Origin of the sequence: Roseateles sp., from assembly GCF_031397715.1 — a bacterium.
Classification (GTDB): domain Bacteria; phylum Pseudomonadota; class Gammaproteobacteria; order Burkholderiales; family Burkholderiaceae_C; genus Paucibacter_A.
Window position 1 is genome coordinate 1 of sequence record NZ_JANNMI010000286.1, and the last position, 2,137, is coordinate 2,137.

Sequence of the window (2,137 nt, forward strand, 5' to 3'; positions counted from 1 at the left end):
CATCCGGAACGATGGGCATGGACAGACGCAGGAAACCATAGGCGCCGAGTTTGAGCATGATGGCGGCCAGCACCACCGAGCCGCCGGTGGGCGCCTCGACGTGGGCGTCGGGCAGCCAGGTGTGGACCGGCCACATCGGCACCTTGACCGAGAAGGCGGCCAGGAAGGCGAAGAACAGCAAGGTCTGCGCACCACCGGCCAGCGGCAACTTGTGCCAGGTCTGGATGTCGAACGAGCCGCCCGACTGGAAGTACAGATAGAGCAGCGCGATCAGCATCAGCAGCGAGCCGGCCAGCGTATACAAGAAGAACTTGAAGGCCGCGTAGACGCGCTTGGGGCCGCCCCAGACGCCGATGATGATGTACATCGGGATCAGGGTCGCCTCGAAGAAGACATAGAACAGCAAGCCGTCCAGCGCGCAGAAAACGCCGATCATCAGGCCCGACAGAATCAGGAAGGCGCCCATGTACTGGTTGACGCGGGTGTCGATGACCTCCCAGGCGGCGAGCACAACGATGACGGTGATGAAGGCCGTCAGCGGCACAAACCACATCGAGATGCCGTCGAGGCCGAGGTGGTAGCGCACGTTGAAGCGCTCGATCCAGGGCTGGTTCTCGACGAACTGCATCGCGGCGGTCGTGTTGTCGAAACCGCTGATCAGCGGCAAGGTGACGGCGAAGCAGGCCAAGGCGGCGAGCAGCGCGAGCCAACGCACGGCCTTGACTTGGTCGTCGCGGCCCAGTGCCAAGAGAAGCAGGCCGCTGGCGATGGGTAGAAAAATGGCAAGACTAAGCAACATATCTATCTCCGCCCGCGCTCAAAGACCAGCCAAGGTCTTGAATTGGGGCCATATAAAGGGCCACAGCTGCCATGTCATCAAACCGAGCACGCCCAGAATCATCACCAAGGCATACCAGTACAAATGACCGGTCTGCACCAGGCGCGCCGCACCCGCAAGCCGGCCCACCGCACGCGCCGAGCCATTGATCAACACACCGTCGATCAGCGCGCCGTCGCCGCCCTTCCAGAACGCCAGGCCCAGGCCACGGGCGCCCTTGGCCAGCACGTTCTCGTTGAACCAGTCGAGGTAGTACTTGTTCTCCAGCACATTGACGACCGGCGCAAAGACGCGGCCGATCGTCTTCGGGATGCCTGGTGCCACCATATAGAACACATAGGCCGTCACCACGCCGCCCAGAGCCAGCCAGAACGGCAGCGTGCTGAGTCCATGCAGGGCCATCGCGGCGGCGCCATGAAACTCGTGCGCTAACTCCTTCATTGCATGGTGCACCTCGTGATTGACGAAGATCGCATCCTTGAAGAAGTCACCGAACAACATCGGTTGAATCGTCATGAAGCCGATCACCACCGAGGGAATCGCCAGCAAGACCAGCGGCGCGGTCACCACCCAAGGCGATTCGTGCGGCACATGCGGCTCGTGGTGGCCATGATCGTCGTGGTGATCATGCTCACCGGCGTCTTCTGGAGGAAACGGCTTGTGGCGGAAGTTTTCCTTGCCATGGAAAACCAGGAAATACATGCGGAATGAATAGAACGCGGTCACGAAGACGCCGATGATGACCGCGTAATAAGCCCACTGAGCCGCCGGCAGATGGCTGGCGTGCACCGCCTCGATGATGCTGTCTTTGGAGTAGAAACCAGCGAACAGCGGCGTGCCGATCAGGGCCAGTGAGCCGAGCAAGGAGGTAATCCAGGTGATCGGCATGTACTTGCGCAGCCCACCCATATTGCGGATGTCCTGGTCATGGTGCATACCGATGATCACCGAGCCGGCGCCGAGAAAGAGCAAGGCCTTGAAGAAGGCATGCGTCATCAAATGGAACACCGCCACCGAATAAGCCGAGGCGCCCAAGGCCACCGTCATATAGCCCAGCTGAGACAAGGTCGAGTAGGCGACCACGCGCTTGATGTCGTTCTGGATGATGCCTAAGAAACCCATGAACAAGGCGGTGATGGCGCCGATGATCAGCACGAAATTCAGCGCGGTGTCCGACAACTCGAACAAGGGGCTCATGCGGGCCACCATAAAGATGCCGGCCGTCACCATGGTGGCGGCGTGGATCAGGGCGGAGATCGGTGTCGGACCCTCCATCGAATCAGGCAGCCAGACATGCAG

Annotated in this window: 2 protein-coding genes; both read right to left on the minus strand. The window is 60.8% G+C overall.

All coding sequences use genetic code 11. The annotated features are described in order from the left end of the window. Positions 1-799, minus strand: a 799-nt coding sequence (locus tag RMO57_RS12555; RefSeq protein ID WP_310387082.1) for an NADH-quinone oxidoreductase subunit M, incomplete at its 3' end; no start/stop codon positions are given. Positions 800-817: 18 nt separating this feature from the next. Further along, positions 818-2,137, minus strand: a 1,320-nt coding sequence (locus tag RMO57_RS12560) for an NADH-quinone oxidoreductase subunit L (RefSeq protein WP_310387083.1), incomplete at its 5' end; no start/stop codon positions are given.